This window comes from Streptomyces sp. NPDC048349 (assembly GCF_040651925.1).
Classification (GTDB): Bacteria; Actinomycetota; Actinomycetes; order Streptomycetales; family Streptomycetaceae; genus Streptomyces.
Window position 1 is genome coordinate 1 of the sequence record NZ_JBEZLA010000072.1, and the last position, 17,622, is coordinate 17,622.

Consider the following 17,622-nt stretch of genomic DNA (forward strand, 5'->3'; position numbering starts at 1 on the left):
CGAGCGGGGTCCGCGGCAGCCGCTCCCGGGTGGCGCCCTGGGCATGTCCAAGGGCGCGCCCCGGGGGCGGTGACGCGTGCCACCGGCTCCCTGACGCGGCACCACCACGCAGCCGCAGTACGCGGGACGGTTTTGGGCGAATCGTTTCTGCACCCCTTGGGACAAAGAATGCGCACCACCCACAACTGAACACAGGCTCGACTCGCAACGCTTTCGCACCACCTCCAAGACACCCACGTCCCTGCCGACGTGTTACCCGACCGGAGGAAGCCGTGGCCGCAATGCCCAGGTTTCGCAAAGACGCAGTCGCAGTACCGGAGGAGAAGCACCCGGTCGACGAGACCCTGCCTCCGCTGAAAATGTTCACGAGCGGTCTCCAGCACGTGGCCGCCATGTACGCGGGTGTCGTCGCCCCGCCCATGATCGTCGGCCCGGCCGTCGGGCTCTCCGCCACCGAGACCGCCTTCCTGATGGGCGCCTCGCTGTTCACCGCGGGACTCGCCACCCTCCTCCAGACCCTCGGGTTCTGGAAGATCGGCGCCAAACTCCCCTTCGTCAACGGCGTGTCCTTCGCCGGTGTGACCCCGATGATCGCCATCGGCAAGGGCGAGGGCGAGGGCGCCGTCCCCGTCATCTTCGGCGCGATCATCGTCGCCGGAATCCTCGGCTTCTTCGCCGCCCCCTACTTCGGCAAACTCGTGCGGTTCTTCCCGCCGGTCGTCACGGGTACGGTCATCACCCTGATCGGCGTCTCGCTCCTGCCCGTGGCCTTCAACTGGTCGCAGGGCGGGAACAGCACCGCCGCCGACTACGGCTCGATGCAGAACATCGGCATGGCCGCCGTCACCCTGGTGATCGTCCTGTTGATGCGCAAATTCCTGCGCGGCTTCCTCCAGCAGATCTCCATCCTGCTCGGCCTGGTCGCGGGCACGCTCATCGCCCTGCCCCTCGGCATGACCAGTTTCGACGCCGTCAAGAACGCCTCGGTGGTCGGCTTCCCGACCCCCTTCCACTTCGGCGCGCCGCAGTTCCAGGTCGCCGCGATCATCTCGATGTGCATCGTCATGCTCGTCTGCATGACCGAGTCCACCGCCGACATCCTGGCGCTGGGCAAGATCGTCGGCCGCCCCGCGGACGCGAAGACCATCGAGGGCGGTCTGCGCGCCGACACCCTCGGCAGCGCGATCAGCCCGCTGTTCAACGGCTTCATGTGCAGCGCCTTCGCCCAGAACATCGGGCTGGTGGCGATGACCAAGGTGCGCAGCCGGTTCGTGGTCGCCGCCGGCGGCGGCATCCTGATCCTCCTCGGGCTGTGCCCGATGGCCGCCTCCGTCATCGGCGTGGTCCCGCTGCCGGTCCTCGGCGGCGCCGGCATCGTGCTCTTCGGTTCGGTCGCGGCCAGCGGCATCCAGACCCTGGCCGGGGCGGCCATGGAGAAGGGCGAGAACGCCCTGATCGTCGCCGCCTCGGTGGGCATCGGCCTGATCCCGATCGCCGCGCCGGACTTCTACCACGCCTTCCCGAAGGACCTGCTCGTCGTCCTGGACTCGGGCATCAGCACCGGCTGCGTGGTGGCGATCCTGCTCAACCTCGCCTTCAACCACCTCGGTGCCTGGCGCGGGGCGACCGCCCCGGAGCCCGTCCCCGTGCACTGAACCGCGTACGGCGGTGTGCACGCCACCCACTGCGGGTGTGGCGTGCACACCGCCGTACGCATGGGTCAGGGCTGCCAGAGCATCAGGTTGCTCATCAGCTCGGCCTGCTCGACCGCGTCGTCCAGCGCGTGGTGCGTGTGGCGCCGCCGCGACAGCAGCTCGCGCGGCATCCGCCCCTTGACGGCGGCCCGCAGCGGTACGCGCGCCTTCGTCGCGTAGAGGGTCTTCATGTCCAGGCAGCCGGAGTGGCCGAACGGGCTGTCGCCGCCGAAGCGCATCAGGTACCAGTACAGGAAGGTCCAGTCGAAGGAGGCCGGGTAGCCGCACATCACGGGCTGCGCGCCGGCCGAGACCTCCCGCACCCACGTGCGGAACTCCGCCATCGCCGTGTCCGGATCGGCGCCCTCCCGCACCAGCCGGTCCCGGTCGAGCCCGCTCACGGCCAGGGCCTCGGGTACGAAGTCCTCGGAGATCGGACGCAACTCCCGGTAGAAGGTGAGCTCTTCGGGGTCGGCAGCCGTATACGACCCGCCGTCCTGCCGCCCGGCGACGGCGGCCCCGAAGCTGATCATCGAGTACGGGCCGGGGATGGGTCCGTCGGCTTCGATGTCGACGGAGATGTAGAGACCGGGTCGTGCGGTACGGGCTGCCATGCGCGGCAGCATGCCAGCCCGTACCGCCGTGCACCATCCGGTTTTCCGGGCGCGAACCAGGCCGTCTAGGGGGCGGGCGTCAGGTACATCCCGCTCTGGTCGGCCCCGGCCGTGTTCTTGCAGCCGAATCCGGACGTGGCGGGCTGCGCCACGACCAGGGCCAGGCAGCGCCCCGCGGCCAGCTGGCCGAAGTAGTTGGGGTGCATGGACTCCTGGATCAAGCCCTGCGACTCGTTGTTGTCGATCCAGCGCGCCCACTCGCTGGTCGCCGCGGAAGCCGGGACCGTCGAGGTCACCTGCTTGCTCGCCCTGGCGCACACCTCACGCCCCTGGAGCATGTCGCGCAGGTCCAGGAACTGGACGCCCTTGGCGGCGGCAACCCCCTTGAGGCGGTTGGCGATCTGCGGGACCAGCGAGTCCCGGGCCCAGTCCGAGTCCCGGTTCCAGAAGGGGCATCCGCCGGTGTTGAGGCGGCTCCAGTCGCTCTGCGTGTACCGGTTCTCCGCCCCGCGCGGGATCGGCGAGGGGTAGGACTGCAACACGATCCGGTAGGAGGAGTCGGCGTACCCGGCCCCGCGCATCACGGCTCGGATCTCGTCCACGGACTTGCCGACCGCGCCCATCACCGCGTCGATCTTCTGGTCCACGCCGTACTGCTGGTTGTCGTAGCAGTACGAGTTCCAGATGATGAAGTCGTAGGCGCAGTCCTTGATGATCTCGGCGAAGCCCAGGTCGTTGCCGCCGATGGACAGGGCGATGACCTTCACGTCGTGGCTCGCGGCCACCGCGGCGAGCTGATCGGCCTGCGGCGCCTCGCCCTTGAAGGCCACCCCGCCGTTGGAGGCGCGGAACACGTTCTGCGACGTGGCCCCGGAGCAGGCCAGGTTCACCGCCACGTCGGCGATCGCTCCGGCGCTGCGCACCTCGGCGGAGTCGGAGCGGTGGCAGCCGCCCGCGGTGGTCCCGTAGACCTTGCCGGGGTCGTAGGTGCTGCCGCTGACCCAGCCCCGGTCGGTGCCGTTGCGGCTCCCGGTGTTGGTCAGGCTGTTGCCCTTCCAGCGCCCGGCCTCGCCGGAGATGTAGCTGTCGCCCATGGAGACCACGGCGGTGGGCCCGCTGCCGGGACTGGCGGCGGAGGTCCCGGCGCCCGAGGCCATCAGCGCGCCGACGGCGAGCGGCAGAACCATTCCGGCCCCGGCCAGTCGTCGCACACGACTGCCGGCCCGGTCCTTGCTGGCGGTGCGGAATCCGATCACTGCGGAACTCCTGCGCTCGGCCATGCGGGAGCCGGGAACGACTCCGCGCATGGCTGGGTAAGTGGGGGACCGCCGGCCGGTGGCACCGGAAAGGTGACACGCACCCACTTGTTACCGCTAGGTACAGGCAAGTTACGAACAAGTAACAACCGATCGGTCGTTCGGCTCGTGCCCCGCGAACGACCTCCGCCCCGCCCTGCGAACGACCCTGCCCTGACCGGCGATCGACCCCGTCCTGCCCGGCGATCGACCCCGCCCCCGCCCCGCGAGCGACCCGCCCGCCCCCGGGACGACCCTTCGCGTCCGCCCCGCACACGACCGCGCCCCCGGCGCCGGGAAGGCGACGGGGGCGCGGTGCGCTGTGTTCGACTGCTGTGCGTTTCAGTCGAATGCAGACCTTCAGCCGACCAGCTGGTCGTACGCGGGGAGGGTGAGGAAGTCCGCGTAGTCCGCGTCCAGGGAAACCTGGAGGAGGAGGTCGTGGGCCTGCTGCCACTTCCCGGCCGCAAAGGCCTCCTCGCCGAGCTCGGCGCGCAGGGCGGCGAGTTCCTCCGCCGCGATGGCGCGGGTCAGCTCGGCCGTGGCGGTCCGGCCGTTCTCGAAGACGACCCCGGCGTTGATCCACTGCCAGATCTGCGAGCGCGAGATCTCGGCGGTGGCCGCGTCCTCCATCAGGCCGAAGATGCCGACGGCGCCGTGGCCGCGGAGCCAGGCCTCGATGTAGCGGATGCCGACCTGGACGGCGTTGCGCAGGCCCTCGTACGTGGGCTTCGCGTCCAGCGAGTCGATCGCGATGAGCTCGCCCGGGGCGACCGAGACGTCCTCGCGCAGGCGCTCCTTCTGGTTGGGCCTGTCGCCGAGCACGGCGTCGAAGGAGGCCATCGCGATCGGGACCAGGTCCGGGTGGGCGACCCAGGAGCCGTCGAAGCCGTCGCCGGCCTCGCGGTCCTTGTCGGCCTTGACCTTCTCGAAGGCGATCTTGTTCGCCTCGGCGTCCTTGCGGGACGGGATGAAGGCCGCCATGCCGCCGATGGCGTGCGCGCCGCGCTTGTGGCAGGTGCGGACCAGGAGTTCGGTGTACGCCCGCATGAAGGGGGCGGTCATCGTCACCGCGTTGCGGTCCGGCAGGACGAACTTCTCGCCGCCGTCACGGAAGTTCTTCACGATGGAGAAGAGGTAGTCCCAACGGCCCGCGTTCAGGCCGGCGGCGTGGTCGCGCAGCTCGTAGAGGATCTCCTCCATCTCGTACGCGGCGGTGATCGTCTCGATCAGGACCGTCGCGCGGACGGTGCCCTGCGGGATGCCGACGTAGTCCTGGGCGAAGACGAAGATCTCGTTCCAGAGGCGCGCCTCCAGGTGCGACTCCGTCTTCGGGAGGTAGAAGTACGGGCCCTTGCCGAGGTCGATCAGGCGCTTCGCGTTGTGGAAGAAGTACAGCCCGAAGTCGACGAGCGAACCGGAGGCCGGGCCGCCGTCGAACTGGAGGTGGCGCTCCTCGAGGTGCCAGCCGCGCGGCCGCATCACGACGGTGGCGAGCTCCTCGGCGGGCTTGAGCGCGTACGCCTTGCCGGTGCGGGCGTCGGTGAAGTCGATGCGCCGCTCGTACGCGTCGATCAGGTTGAGCTGGCCGAGGACGACGTTCTCCCATGTGGGGGCGGAGGCGTCCTCGAAGTCGGCGAGCCAGACCTTGGCGCCCGAGTTCAGGGCGTTGATGGTCATCTTGCGGTCGGTCGGACCGGTGATCTCCACGCGGCGGTCGTTCAGTGCGGCCGGGGCCGGCGCGACCTTCCAGTCCCCCTCGCGGATCTGTGCGGTCTCCGGGAGGAAGTCGAGCGTGGAGGTGCGGGCGATCTCGGCGCGCCGCTCGCCACGCCGGGCGAGGAGCTCGGCCCGGCGCGGGGCGAACCGCCGGTGGAGCTCGGCCACGAAGGCCAGCGCCGCTTCTGTGAGGACTTCGTCCTGTCGGGGCAGGGGTTCGGCATCGACGATGGCCAGCGATGACGGCGCTGGTGCGGACATATCTGTCACTCCTTGCAGCGGCGGTGCCTGGCGGCCGCGGGGAATGCTCGCGCGCGGACGGCACGGAGTGCCGTCGAGTGTGGAGAGTTCCAAATTACGGTCGCGGGCGCCGTCTATGGGTTCAGGGCGCTTCTGACCAGTGGATAGTAATTTCCTCATGGTGGAAGTTCAATGGTTTGTTGATGTCGAGATTCTCCGGGTCGACAGATTTTGCTCGCGACATGGCTCTCAGTGCCACAGCGGTCACACCCTGCGCTGCCCGAACGCGCTTCAGCCGCGCTCGAGCCGCGCCAGATCGGCCGGCACGTCGATGTCGAAGGGTTCCGCCACATCCGCGCACTCCACCAGAGTGAGCTCCGCCGCGTGCTGTGTCAGGTGGACACGCGCACCTTTGTCATCCGTTGCCGTCCGCGCGATGTCCGCCCACCGGTCCGAGCCGAACAGCACCGGGTGCCCGCGCTCCCCGCCATAGGCCGCCGCCACCAGGCTGGTGGGCGAGCGGTAGGCCTCCCGTACCCGGGCCACGGCCGCCGGACCGATGCCCGGCTGGTCCACCAGTGAGACCAGCGCCGCGCCGGCGCCCGTACCGGCCAGCGACGTGAGGCCGACCCGCAGCGAGGAGCCCATGCCCTGCGCCCAGTCGGGGTTGTCCACGACCACGCACCCGTCCAGGTCCGCGCGCTCGCGGACCTCGGCCGCCGAGGCGCCGAGCACCACGTGCACGGGACCGCAGCCCGCCTCGCGCAGCACCCGCACCGCGTTCTCGACCAGCGGGCGGCCGCGGTACGGGAGCAGCGCCTTGGGCCTGCCGCCCAGGCGGCGGCCGCCGCCCGCCGCCAGGAGCAGGCCGGCGATCACCGGTGGACCGGTGTGGGAAGCGGAAGGTGCGCAGGAGGGGGAACCGGAGCGGGGACCGTCCGGGGAGCCGGAGTGGGAACGGGTGTGTGAATCGGCGTGTGAATCGGCTGACATGCCACCGATTCTCGCTCCCGCAGGGCATCCGGGGTACGCCGCCGCAGCATCAGGGAGCGTCGTACGGCGGCCAGCGCGGCCCCGATCCGCAGCGGCTCGCAGATCCGGTTCTCGGCGGCAGTCAGCAGGGCTCGTTCGTCGCGGTCGGTCAGCATCACGCGTCTCCTTGCCAATCGGGGGCCAATACGGCGAGTCTGGTCCCCGATTGGCCTGGCCGTCAGAGCCAATCAGGGGAGGTTGGCATGGCAAACGGGCGAGTGGTCCAGACAGCGGACAGAACCATCGGCAGCCGCCAGCTCGCGGCCCTGCTCCCCGCGGAGGTCCTGGCCCGCCCCGGGTACCGGGCGCTCGCCGACGCCGTGCGCACGCTGATCCTCGACGGGCGTGTGGCCCTGCACGTACGGCTGCCCGCCGAACGCGAGCTCGCGGAGGCGGTGGGCGCCAGCCGGGCCACCGTCACCGGCGCCTACGACCTGCTGCGCGAGAGCGGCTACGTCCGCAGCCGCCGCGGCTCCGGCACCTGGACCGAACTCCCCGACGGCCACCTGCCGGTCGGATCGCCCGTCATCCTCGGCGGAGGCACCGGCGGCCGGCCCGACGGAGACCCCGGGATCGACCTCGCCATCGCCGCCATGGGCGCCCCCGAAGGCCTCCTGTCCGAGGCCTTCGCCTGGGCCGCCCCGCGGCTGCCCCGGCTCGCCCGCGGCCCCGGCTACCACCCCTTCGGCCTGCCCGGCCTGCGCACGGCCGTCGCCGAGCGGTTCACCCGGCGCGGGCTGCCCACCCGCCCCGAGCAGATCCTCGTCACGGCCGGCGCCCAGCAGGCCTTCGCGCTGGTCGTCAGCCTGCTCTGCCGGCCCGGGGACCGGGTCGTCACCGAGAACCCGACCTACGCCAACGCCCTCGACGCCCTGCGCCACGCCCGGCTGCGCACCGCGTCCATAGCCGTCTCCGACGCGGGCTGGGACATGGAGATCGCCGAATCCACACTGCGCCAGACCGTGCCCCGGCTGGCGTACGCGATCCCCGACTTCCACAACCCGACCGGCGCGCTGATGCCTGCGGAGCAGCGGCTGCGGCTGCTCGCGGCCACCCGGGCCACCGGAGCCTGGCTGGTGGTCGACGAGACCATCGCCGACATCGCGCTGGACGTCCCCGCGCCCCCGCCGCTGGCCTCGCTCGCCCCGCGCGGCGGCGCCGAACACGTGATCACCATCGGCTCGCTCAGCAAGACCCACTGGGGCGGCCTGCGGGTGGGCTGGATCCGGGCCACCGCGAAGATGATCACCGAGCTGACCTCCCTCCGGGTCTCGGCCGACATGACCGGTTCGGTGCTCGACCAGCTGGTCGCGCTCCCGCTGATGGAGGGCCTGGACCGGTCACTGCCCGCACGCCTGGCGCAGCTGCGGATCCAGCGCGCGGCCCTGGTCCAGTCCCTCCAGCGGCACACCCCGGAATGGACCTGGCAGCTCCCGCCGGGCGGGCTCTCCCTCTGGGTCGACCTCGGCGAACCCGTCGGCTCCGCCCTGACCGAACGGGCCGCGGCGGCCGGGGTGCACATCGGCCGCGGCGCCCGCTTCGGAGTCGACCCCGGCACCTTCGAGCACCGGCTCCGGATCCCTTACACCCTGCCCGCCGACCGCCTCGACGAGGGCGTCCGGCTCCTCGCACAGGCCTTCCACGACGGGGTTCCCCTCTCCCCGGCGGTGGAACGGCCCCACTGGGTGGCGTAGCGCCCCGGGCCGGACGGCTCCACGGCCGGGGCGTCAGGACGGCTCCACGGCCCTGGGCGTCAGCCGACGCCCAGGGCCACCAGGCAGGTGTCGTCCTCGTGGTCCTCGGGCGTGTACGCGTCCATGATCCGGTCGAGGGTGTCCTGGGCGGTCAGCCCGCCGCAGCCCATCAGCACCTTGCGCAGGATGTCGATGCTGTCGCCGATGTCCTCGCCCCGGCGCTCGACCATGCCGTCCGTGTAGAGCAGCAGGAGGTCGCCGGGGAGGAGCTCCACGGTCGCCGTCCCGTACTCGTGGCCGGGCAGGAGCCCGAAGAGGGGTCCCCGGTGCCCGGTGTCCAGCACCGTGGCCGTCCCGTCACGCAGCAGCAACGGCGCCGGATGGCCGGCACAGGCCCAGCGGAAGCGCCGCTCCCGGTCGATGTGCCCGATGATCCCGGTCGCCGTCTCGGCGGCCGGGTCCGCGCACAGCAGTTCGTTGAGCCAGGTGGTCAGCTGGCCCGCGTCCGTCCCCGGCGCGTGGGCGAGTCCCGCGAGGGCGTGCCGCTGCTGCGCCATCCGGGCGACCGCGCTCAGCCCGTGGCCGCAGGCGTCGCCGATGGCGAGCAGGATCCGGCCGTCCGGCAGCAGGCGGCACTTGTACCAGTCGCCGCCCACCGCCGCGTCCGTTTCCGCCGGCAGGTACGCGGCCGCCACCGACACGCCCGCCTGGGCGAGTGCGGCGGAGTGCGTGGGCAGCAGCGCCTCCCGCAGCACGGCGGCGACCCGCCGCTCGGCGGCCGCCTCCTCCCGCAGCCGGTCGGACTGCCTGCGCGTCGCGGCCAGCCGCTGGCGGCTGCGCACCTGCGCCGTCAGATCGCGCGCGATGACGTGCACCGACCAGGGAAGCCCGTCGATCGCGATGACGGGATGCCCCACGAGGTGCAGGGTGCGCACCTCCCCGAGCACGCTGAAGCGGATCTCGGTCCCCGACGGCTCCTCTCCGTCGACCAGCGCCAGGATGAACTTCCCGAAGCGCGGTACGTCGTCCAGCAGGACCAGGTCGCACAGCTCGGCGAGCGCCAGGGGCCGGGACGGGTCGGTGCGGAAGATCGACGACAGCCCTTCCGACCAGGCGACCTCACCGGAGAGCAGGTCCCAGGTGCCCCATCCCATGGACGCGATGTACTGCGCGTCGAGCGAGAGCAGCTCCATGCGGTTGTGGGCGGCCCGCCACGTCGCCAGGACCTTGCCGCCGCAGGACGAGGCGTCGTACAGCAGTTTCGTGCGGTGCAGACCGTCGCTGCGCTGTTCCGTGTAGTCCAGGGCGTACGACTTGAGGGCGCGGCCGGTGGCCAGGACGGAGTCCAGGGCTCCGACCAGCCCGCCGACCGCGGCCCCCGGCTGCACCTCGAGCAGCCGTCTGCCGATCTGGCGGTCCGGAGCCTCCAGCCACTCGGCCGCGCGGACGTGGTTGCCCGCCTGGATCGTGAAGTCGACCGTCTGCCCGGTCTCGTCGCGCAGGGGCGTGAACAGCGCGGCCGACAGCGGGATGGCGGGCAGCGTCGCGCAGACGCACGCCCACGGGTCGTGCCCCTCGTCGTCACCGCAGCCGTGTCCGGGCCCTGCGGCGCCGCACGAGCAGAGCTCCCCGGCCTCGTCCGCCGACGGCGCTCCGGCCGGTGCGGGGCGTTCGTCGAGCCGTACCCCCGCCCCGTGGCGGGCGGCCTCGCGCAGGGCCCGCACCTCGCGGGCGAGGTGCTGCTTGAGCGTGTCGGGGTCCTGGGGGATCAAGGGGCTCATAGATCATCACCGGCCGGGTAGCTGGCACGGACGTGCCGCCGCCGTTACGCGGCGAGCATGCCCGTGCGCAGTCTGACGAGGATGCGGGTGAGGAGGCGCGAGACCTGCATCTGGCTGATGCCGAGCTCGGAGCCGATGTCGGACTGGGTCATCTCCCGTCCGAACCTCAGGTACAGGATCTCCCGGTCCCGCTCGCTCAGCTCGTGCAGCAGCGGGCCGAGGGAGTGCAGGTCCTCGAAGAGCTCGAGGGCGGGGTCGCTCTCCCCGACGGCGTCCGCAGGGGTGCGCGAGGCGCGCCTCGGCGCGTCGTGCTCCTCGCCTCCGGCCGGCGCGTCGAGGGGCTCGGTGGAGTAGCCGTTGGCCGCGACGAGCCCCTCGACGACCTCTTCCTCGTCCAGGTCGAGGTGGCGGGCGATCTCGCGGACCGTGGGGGCGCGTCCCAGCGTTGCCGAGAGGTCCTCGCCGGCCCGGGTGAGGACGGCGCTGAGTTCCTTGAGCCTGCGCGGGACGCGTACGGCCCACGTCGTGTCCCGGAAGTACCGCTTGATCTCCCCGGTGATGTACGGGAGGGCGAGGGTGGAGAAGTGCACACCCCGCTCGGGGTCGAAGCGGTCGATCGCCTTGATCAGTCCGATCGTGCCGGCCTGGACGATGTCCTCCAGCTCCGCTCCGGCGCCGCCGGCGTTCCCCTTGCGGAAACCGCGTGCGGCGAACCGGACGAGAGCGGTGTTCATCTCGATCAGCGTGTTGCGGACGTACCGGTACTCAGGGGTTCCCTCGGGCAGGCTCCGCAGACGGGTGAAGAACAGCCCGGTCAGCTCCCGGGCGTCCTCGGGCGCCAGCCGGTGGGCCCGGGCGATCCGGGGTACCCCGGCACGGGCCGGCACTGCGTACCCCGCCGCGTCCGCCGCGGGCCGGTGGCTGGTGGTGAGGTCGAGGGGGGTGGTGGAACCGGGCACGATCCCGTCCTTCCGTCCGTCGGTGCAGGGCTGCGCGAGGTGCGCCTGCCCGCCCGCCCCGCCTCCACGCCTTCCAGGGGGACAAAGGGGCCGTCCGGCCCGCCGGCGCGGGACCTTCGTCCCGTCCCCGTCCCCGTCCCGTCCCCGTGCCTCCCGCCGCGGCCGCTACGGGGTGCGGATCAGACGGCGGGTGGCCGCCGCCGCCACCGCGGAGGTGCGCGAGTCCACGCCGAGCTTCGCGTAGACGTGCACCAGGTGGGACTTGACCGTGGCCTGGCTGAGGAAGAGCCGCTTGGAGATCTGCTGGTTCGACAGGCCGTCCGCGACCAGCTGGAGCACCTCAAGCTCCCGCTTCGTCAGCGCCTCCGCCGGGGTCCGCATCCGGTCCATCAGCCGCAGCGCCACCGCCGGGGCCAGCGCCGACTGGCCCGCCGCGGCCGTGCGTACCGCCGCCGCCAGCTCCTCGGGCGGGGCGTCCTTCAGCAGGTAGCCCGAGGCGCCGGCCTCCACCGCCGCCAGGATGTCCGCGTCCGTGTCGTAGGTGGTCAGCACCAGCACCCTGGGCGCGTCCTGCCGGGCCGTGATCAGGGCCGTCGCCCGCGAACCGTGCATCCCGGGTCCGAACTGGAGGTCCATCAGGACCACGTCCACCGGCTCGGCCGCGGCCAGCTCGACCGCCCGCTCGGCGGTCGCGGCCTCGGCCACCACCGTGAAGTCCGGCTCGGTGTCCAGTACCGCGCGCAGTCCGGCCCGGACCACCGGGTGGTCGTCGGCGAGCAGCAGCCGGATGGTCATCAGGACGCCTCCAGGGGCAGCGGCAGGGTGACGGCCACGGCGGTGCCCTGGCCGGGGTCGGACTCCACGGTGAACAGCCCGCCCAGGGTCTCGGCGCGCGAGCGCATCGCGGGCAGGCCGAAGCCCCCGTCCCCGCGGGCCGCGGCGGCCGAGGAGGGGTCGAAGCCCTGCCCGTCGTCCACGATGTCCAGCGTCACCGAGGCGTCCATGAAGGTCAGGGTGATCTCGGCGCGCTTCGCCCGCGCGTGGCGCACCACGTTGGCCAGCGCCGACTGTGCGATCCGCAGCAGGGCCACCTCGTACGGGGTCGGCAGCACCCGGGGAGTGCCGCTCAGCGAGAACCGCACCCGCGGCCAGGGCGCCCCGGCGCACAGCCGCCCCAGGGCCGCCGCGAGGGAGCCGTGCTCCAGGTCCGGCGGGGTCAGGGCGCGGACGAACCGGCGGGCCTCGGCCAGGTTGTCCTGGGCGGCTTCGCGCGCCTGCGCGATGTGCGCCAGCGCGGCGGCCTGCCCGGCGGCGGCCTCTGCCGCCGGCTCGGTGGCCGGGCCCGCGAGCTCCCCGGCGCCCGTCGGAGCCTCGGAGAGGGTCCGCTCGGCGGCCCGCAGCAGAAGCTGGATGGAGGACAGCCCCTGCGCCAGCGTGTCGTGGATCTCCCGGGCGAGCCGCTCCCGCTCGGCGAGGATCCCGGCGCTCCGCTCGGCGGCGGCCAGTTCCGCTCGGGTGGTGATGAGCTCCTCGATCAGCTCGCGGCGGCGCTCGCTCTCGCGGTACAGCGCCTGGTAGCCCAGTACGGTCGCCACCGCCACGGCCCCGCCCAGCAGCGGACCGAGGAAGGCTCCTGGGGTCACCGCGCTGCTGTGCGCGAGGAATCCGCCGATGGCCGCGCAGGCGGTCAGCGCGACGGCCGCGAGTCCCCAGCGCAGCCGCAGCAGGTGCAGCTCCAGGAAGTACAGCGGGAAGGCGATCCACAGCCCGTCGGGGGAGAGCGCCAGCAGGGCCACCCAGGCCGCGCCGACCGAGGCCAGCCACACCGCCCCGGCGCGCGGCGAGCGGTGCACTGCCGGGGCCCGCACGCCCCCCGCGTACACGGCGGCCAGCACCGCGCAGGCGGCGACCACCCAGCCGGCCCGGGGCGCGGAGTCGGCGATCGCCCGCCCGGCGGCCAGCGCGAGCAGCCCCAGCAGCAGGGCGTGCAGGCACAGCCGCAGCACCTTGGACACGGGGGTGAGCGGGCGGGAGGGGGCGGGAGCGGGGAGTACGGGAGCAGTCATCGCCGGACCAGCGTAAATCGGGCCCGGCCACCCCCCGTCAATCGAAAGGTTGATGTAGCCGTGCGCCCTTCGATACGAGGATCCCTACCGCGGCGCGATGCCGTGTGTCCACGCGGAACACCAAGGTGGGGGACATGTTCGTCGCATGGAGAGACCTAAGGTTCGCGAAAGGCCGGTTCGCCCTCATGGGCTCGGTCGTCCTGCTGATCACGCTGCTGGTCGGCTTGTTGTCCGGACTCACCTCCGGCCTGGCCCGGGAGAACGTCTCGGCCGTCACCGGGCTGCCCGCCACCCACCTGGCGTTCGCCGCGCCCTCCGGTGACCAGAAGGTGTCCTTCGCCAACTCCCAGGTGCCCCGGGAGGCCTGGCGGGCCTGGCGGGCGCGGCCCGGGGTGAGCGCAGCCGAGCCGCTCGGCATCCGTACCGCCAACGCCGTATCGGGGGAGCGCACCGCCGCCGTGTCCGCCTTCGGGGTGGAGCCGGCCGGGGGGCTGGCTCCGCGCGGCGCGGGCGTCACCCGGGGCCGGGTGGTCCTCACCGAGAAGGCCGCGAAGGAACTCGGCGGTCTCACCGCCGGGGCCGAGCTGAAGATCGGTCCGCTCGAACTGGCCGTGGCCGCGGTCTTTGGCACCGCCGCCTACAGCCACACGCCGGTCGTCTGGATGGACCTGGAGGACTGGCAGCGCATCGGCAACCCGGGCACCTCCCCGGACACCCTGGCGACCGTCGTCGCCGTCGCGGGTGAGGGCATCGACCTGTCCGCCGCGGACCGGGCCGCCGGCACCAGGGCCCTGACCGTGGACGAGGCCCTGGGCGCCATAGGCTCCTACCAGGCCGAGAACGGCTCGCTCCAGCTGATGCGCGGCTTCCTCTTCGCCATCTCGGCCCTGGTCACAGGCGCCTTCTTCACCGTGTGGACCATCCAGCGCAGCGGGGACATCGCCGTGCTGAAGGCACTGGGTGCCTCCACCCCCTACCTCCTGAAGGACGCCCTCGGCCAGGCCCTGGTGATGCTCGCCGTCGGCACCGGGCTGGGCACGGCGCTGGCCGTCGGCTTCGGGACGCTGATCAGCGGCGGGAACGTGCCGTTCGTCCTCGACGCCGCCACCGTGCTCGTCCCGGCCGCCGTGATGATCGCGCTCGGCGTGCTGGGCGCGGCCCTGTCCGTCCGGCGGATCACCTCCGTCGACCCGCTGACCGCCCTCGGGAGCGCCCGATGACCCTGCTCCTCCACGACGTCACGCTCACCTACCCCGACGGCGACTCCCGGCTCACCGCGCTCGACGCGGTCGGCCTTGAAGTGCCCGCCGGCGCGCTGACGGCGGTGATCGGACCTTCCGGTTCCGGCAAGTCCAGCCTGCTCGCCGTCGCCGCCACCCTGGTCACCCCGGACTCCGGCCGGGTGGTCGTCGCCGGCCGGGACACGGCCGGGCTGAGCGCCGCCGAGAAGTCGGCCCTGCGCCGGGAGAAGATCGGCATCGTCTTCCAGCAGCCGAACCTGCCGGCCTCGCTGACCGCCGCCGAACAGCTCCAGGTCATGGCGCACCTCTCGGGGCGGCCGGCGCGCGCGGTGCGCCGCCGGGCGCTGGAGCTGCTGGACGCGGTGGGTCTGGCGGACAAGGCCGACAAGCGCCCCCACCAGCTCTCCGGCGGCCAGCGCCAGCGGGTCAACATAGCCCGCGCCCTGATGAACGAGCCCGCCGTGCTGCTGGTCGACGAGCCGACCAGCGCCCTCGACCACGAACGCGGCGCCGCCGTGCTCGACCTGCTGGTCGCGCTCACCCGCGAGCGCTCCACCGCCACGGTGCTGGTCACCCACGACCACGCCCACCTGGAGCGGATGGACCGTACGGCGACGATGGCCGACGGCCGCCTCACCGTCCCGGTCACCGCGTAGCCCCCGGCCCGCCGGGGGGACGGGCCGAAGGGGCCAGGTACGCGAGGCGGCCGCGCAGGCCCGGGAAGGCCGGCAGGGGCAGCGGCCGCCAGCCGCGCGCCCACGCCGGCGGCGGCGTCCCGGCCGCCACCAGGACGGCCGTGGGCCGGGTGCGGGCGAGGGCGGCGAGCCCTGCGGGCGTGATGCTGCCGTCGTGGTCCCCGTAGACCTGGCGCGAGGCGCACCCCGCGAGGAACGCCACCCGGACGGCCTCCCCGCCGCTGACCACGCAGGGCGGCCGTACGCCCTGGCGGCGCAGTTCCGCGACCACGGCCGTGAAGGCCGCCAGGTTGGCCCTGCTGCGGGCGCCCAGCGTGGCGGTGACCGCGAGGTGGAGCGCGAGATGCGCCGCCAAAGCCAGGCAGAGCGCCCCCAGGGCGAGCGGACGGGTGCGGGCCCGGGCCAGGAGCCGGGCCAGGCACAGGGCGACGGGAAGGGCCAGCAGGGCGTACGCGGGCAGCAGGAAGCGGGGCGCCGCATACCCGACCAGCAGCAGGTACGGCGCCGCCAGGGACAGCGCGGTCGCGGTGGTCACCAGGGCCGGGCGCAGCCGCCCGGCCCGGTACGCGGCCGCGATCCCGCCCGCGGTGAGCAGCGGCAGCGCCAACCACCACAGGGCCGTGGCGGGCTCGGACCAGGGCACGTCGCACGGGCGGCACAGCGTACGGCCGCCCAGGGCGCGCAGGTGGTCGCCGAAGGCCGGGTTCCAGCCGAGGCCGCCCTGGATCTGCCCGGCGCGGTGCAGCCGGGTGAGCAGCCCGCCGTAGCGGAGTTCGGCCTCGACGACCCACTCGGCGGCGCCGAGCAGCGCCCCGGCGGCGATCGCCGCGAGCAGCGCGGGCCGCCGCCCCGTGCGGACGGCCGCCGCGGCGCACGCCAGGGGCAGGGCGAGCCAGACCGCGTCGGAGGGGCGCATGAGTGCGGCGAGGGCGGTTCCGGCGACGAGTCCGCCGAGCGCGGGGCGGTCGCCGGGGTCGTCGGCGGCCCGCAGGAAGCAGCCGACGGCGAGGAGCGCCCCGAAGGCCACCCAGAGGTTGGGCATGGCCTGCGGACCGTAGAACAGGGTCGGCCACAGGCCTGCGAAGAGGGCCCCGGCCAGGGCGAGCACGGGCGGGGGCACCAGTCGCCGCCACACCCACAGACAGAGCAGGAGCGCCGCCGCGGACAGAAGCGCCAGGTAGATCCGCAGGGCGAGCACGGACGGGGTGAGGAGCGGGACGGGGGCGACGAGGAGGGTGATCCCGCGGGCGCGCGGGGCACTGAAGAACGCGGCGGGAGCCTCGCGCGCGACCTGGCTGACGTACACCGTCTCGTCCCAGCCGAGTCCGGTGCCCGGCACGGCCAGGAGCAGCTGGGCGGCGGCGTAGGCGGCGGCGACGGGGGCCAGCCAGGCCAGAGCCCGCCGACGGCCGGTGCCCCCGCCGTCGGCGGGCTGGCGCGGGGCATCGGGCGGGCTCGGCGCCGTGACGGGGGTCGGGGCCATGGGCGGACCTCGGGGCGGAGAGGCGGGGCAGGTGCCCACCACGCTGCCCTGCCGGGGCGCGCCCCGCCATCGCGGACCGGCAGTCGGCGCAGCAGCCGGCCCCGTGGGGGCGGGCACTGCCGTGCCGGCCCGCGTCCGGGCGGCGTCCTGCCCGGTCGGGGGCCGGGCGCCGTGAGCCCGGCCCGGCCGGCAGGACGCGCCCTTAAGCCGGGGTCTGGCTGGACAGGGCCACGGACAGCTCGGCGGCGACGCCCTGCAGGATCGGCACGAAGGACTCGGCCACGGCCTCGGTCACCCGGCCGGCCGGCCCCGAGATGGAGATCGCGGCGGCGGTCGGCGAGTTCGGCACCGACACGGCCAGGCAGCGGACTCCTATCTCCTGCTCGTTGTCGTCGACCGCGTAGCCGGCCTTGCGGACCTGCTCCAGAGCGTCGAGGAAGCCCTCGGGCGTGGTGATGGTCTTCTCGGTCGCCGCGGGCATGCCGGTGCGCGCGAGCAGGGCCCGTACCTCTTCGGCGGGGGTGTGGGCGAGGAGCGCCTTGCCCACGCCGGTGGAGTGCGGGAGGACCCGGCGGCCGACCTCGGTGAACATGCGCATGGAGTGCTTGGACGGCACCTGGGCGACGTAGACGATCTCGTCCCCGTCGAGCAGGGCCATGTTCGCCGTCTCCCCGGTCTCCTCGACCAGGCGGGCGAGGTAGGGGCGGGCCCAGGTGCCCAGGAGCCGCGACGCGGACTCGCCGAGGCGGATCAGCCGGGGCCCGAGGGAGTACCGTCGGTTGGGCTGCTGGCGGACATAGCCGCATGCGACGAGCGTGCGCATGAGACGGTGGATCGTGGGCAGCGGCAGTCCGCTGGCCGCGGAGAGCTCGCTGAGGCCGACCTCACCCCCGGCGTCGGCCATGCGTTCGAGCAGATCGAAGGCGCGCTCAAGGGACTGGACGCCACCGCTGGCGGCGGTGGACTTGGCGGAAGCGTCGGTGGTGCTGGCGCTGGACGTCGGCACGGCGCGGTCCTTTCGGTGCTGGCAGGCAAGAAAGCAGCCTACCGGTCGGTCGGCTTCGGCCCTAGAGCAGGGGCGGTGCCGTCCCCGCCGGTCAGAGGCGGTT

The 17,622-nt window shown here is 73.3% G+C and carries 14 protein-coding genes; 4 read left to right on the plus strand and 10 right to left on the minus strand.

Going from position 1 to position 17,622, the window contains the following annotated elements; translation table 11 throughout:
• The first annotated feature begins 281 nt into the window (after positions 1-281).
• Positions 282-1,655, plus strand: a complete 1,374-nt coding sequence (locus AB0D44_RS29470; RefSeq protein WP_362596451.1) for a nucleobase:cation symporter-2 family protein — start codon at positions 282-284, stop codon at positions 1,653-1,655.
• A gap of 65 nt (positions 1,656-1,720) precedes the next feature.
• Here AB0D44_RS29470 and AB0D44_RS29475 read toward each other — a convergent pair whose 3' ends face one another.
• From AB0D44_RS29475 to AB0D44_RS29490, 4 genes are all read right to left on the minus strand, one after another.
• Positions 1,721-2,308: a 3'-5' exoribonuclease gene (locus tag AB0D44_RS29475; RefSeq protein ID WP_362596453.1), complete on the minus strand. Its 588-nt coding sequence runs from the start codon at positions 2,306-2,308 to the stop codon at positions 1,721-1,723.
• A 65-nt stretch (positions 2,309-2,373) separates the two neighbouring features.
• Positions 2,374-3,564: a GDSL-type esterase/lipase family protein gene (locus tag AB0D44_RS29480; RefSeq protein ID WP_362596455.1), complete on the minus strand. Its 1,191-nt coding sequence runs from the start codon at positions 3,562-3,564 to the stop codon at positions 2,374-2,376.
• 399 nt (positions 3,565-3,963) lie between these two features.
• On the minus strand, positions 3,964-5,583 hold the full coding sequence (gene aceB / locus AB0D44_RS29485; protein WP_362596456.1) for a malate synthase A: 1,620 nt from the start codon (positions 5,581-5,583) through the stop codon (positions 3,964-3,966).
• Between the two features lie 270 nt (positions 5,584-5,853).
• The gene (locus tag AB0D44_RS29490) at positions 5,854-6,441 is read right to left on the minus strand and encodes a nucleotidyltransferase family protein (protein WP_362596458.1); all 588 of its coding nucleotides are present in this window, start codon (positions 6,439-6,441) and stop codon (positions 5,854-5,856) included.
• 356 nt (positions 6,442-6,797) lie between these two features.
• Here AB0D44_RS29490 and AB0D44_RS29495 point away from each other — a divergent pair, with 356 nt between their 5' ends.
• Complete coding sequence (locus tag AB0D44_RS29495; RefSeq protein WP_362596460.1) at positions 6,798-8,288, plus strand: PLP-dependent aminotransferase family protein; 1,491 nt, start codon at positions 6,798-6,800, stop codon at positions 8,286-8,288.
• Positions 8,289-8,347: 59 nt separating this feature from the next.
• Here the strand turns inward: AB0D44_RS29495 and AB0D44_RS29500 are convergent, their stop codons facing one another.
• The 4 genes from AB0D44_RS29500 to AB0D44_RS29515 all read right to left on the minus strand — a co-directional run bounded on the left by AB0D44_RS29500 (position 8,348) and on the right by AB0D44_RS29515 (position 13,094).
• A complete protein-coding gene (locus AB0D44_RS29500; RefSeq protein ID WP_362596462.1) occupies positions 8,348-10,069 on the minus strand; it encodes a PP2C family protein-serine/threonine phosphatase in 1,722 nt (573 codons plus the stop codon).
• A 44-nt stretch (positions 10,070-10,113) separates the two neighbouring features.
• Positions 10,114-10,956, minus strand: coding sequence for a SigB/SigF/SigG family RNA polymerase sigma factor (locus tag AB0D44_RS29505; protein ID WP_362596508.1), 843 nt, complete (start codon positions 10,954-10,956; stop codon positions 10,114-10,116).
• A gap of 237 nt (positions 10,957-11,193) precedes the next feature.
• Entirely contained in the window at positions 11,194-11,823 is a 630-nt protein-coding gene (locus tag AB0D44_RS29510) for a response regulator transcription factor (protein ID WP_362596464.1), read from the minus strand.
• Positions 11,823-13,094, minus strand: a complete 1,272-nt coding sequence (locus tag AB0D44_RS29515) for a sensor histidine kinase (RefSeq protein WP_362596466.1) — start codon at positions 13,092-13,094, stop codon at positions 11,823-11,825. Before AB0D44_RS29515 ends, AB0D44_RS29510 begins: the two co-directional genes overlap by 1 nt.
• A 134-nt stretch (positions 13,095-13,228) precedes the next feature.
• Between AB0D44_RS29515 and AB0D44_RS29520 the strand changes: the two genes are divergently transcribed.
• Both AB0D44_RS29520 and AB0D44_RS29525 read left to right on the plus strand, forming a co-directional pair.
• A complete protein-coding gene (locus AB0D44_RS29520; protein WP_362596468.1) occupies positions 13,229-14,314 on the plus strand; it encodes an ABC transporter permease in 1,086 nt (361 codons plus the stop codon).
• Complete coding sequence (locus AB0D44_RS29525) at positions 14,311-14,991, plus strand: ABC transporter ATP-binding protein (protein WP_362596470.1); 681 nt, start codon at positions 14,311-14,313, stop codon at positions 14,989-14,991. Before AB0D44_RS29520 ends, AB0D44_RS29525 begins: the two co-directional genes overlap by 4 nt.
• Here the strand turns inward: AB0D44_RS29525 and AB0D44_RS29530 are convergent.
• Both AB0D44_RS29530 and AB0D44_RS29535 read right to left on the minus strand, forming a co-directional pair.
• Entirely contained in the window at positions 14,981-16,513 is a 1,533-nt protein-coding gene (locus AB0D44_RS29530) for a hypothetical protein (RefSeq protein ID WP_362596472.1), read from the minus strand. The two genes, AB0D44_RS29525 and AB0D44_RS29530, sit on opposite strands and share 11 nt — an antisense overlap.
• Positions 16,514-16,715: 202 nt before the next feature.
• Positions 16,716-17,519 carry an IclR family transcriptional regulator gene (locus AB0D44_RS29535; RefSeq protein WP_362596474.1) on the minus strand — a complete coding sequence of 268 codons (804 nt, stop codon included), beginning with the start codon at positions 17,517-17,519 and terminating at the stop codon, positions 16,716-16,718.
• Positions 17,520-17,622: the final 103 nt, after the last annotated feature.